The following is a 386-nucleotide window of genomic DNA, read 5'->3' as shown; positions in this document are numbered from 1 at the left end:
ACTGCACCGCCGCCCACCGTGGTGCGCTGTGCGTCGAAACTTCTTCCCGTGTCCTGCATTCCGCTTCGCCGAGCTTCGATGTGGCGATTCTGGAATTGCTGACGGCACTGGGCACGGGCGCGACCATGGTCATCGCGCCCAGCGACGTCAACGGCGGCGCCGAGCTCGGCGACCTGCTCGCTCGCGAGCGGATCAGCCACGCCCTCCTCACGCCTTCGGTGCTGTCCACCATCGACCACACGCGTACGCCGCTACCGGATCTGAGATATCTACTGGTCGGCGGCGAAGGCTACGGCACCGAACTGGTCGAACGCTGGAGCCGCGGCCGTGCCGTGTTCAACGGATACGGGCCCAGTGAAACCACCATCGCCGCCACGCTGCCGTCC

The 386-nt window shown here is 66.8% G+C and carries 1 protein-coding gene; it reads left to right on the top strand.

Annotated elements, in window-relative coordinates; genetic code table 11:
* Positions 1 to 26: 26 nt before the first annotated feature.
* Positions 27 to 386 (top strand): AMP-binding protein (locus tag ACT89H_RS29510; protein ID WP_445111944.1); only part of this gene is annotated, 360 nt, incomplete at its 3' end.

This window comes from Nocardia aegles (genome assembly GCF_052545135.1).
Note: the sequence above shows the minus strand (reverse complement) of the source record. Positions and strands in the feature narration are given on the sequence as shown.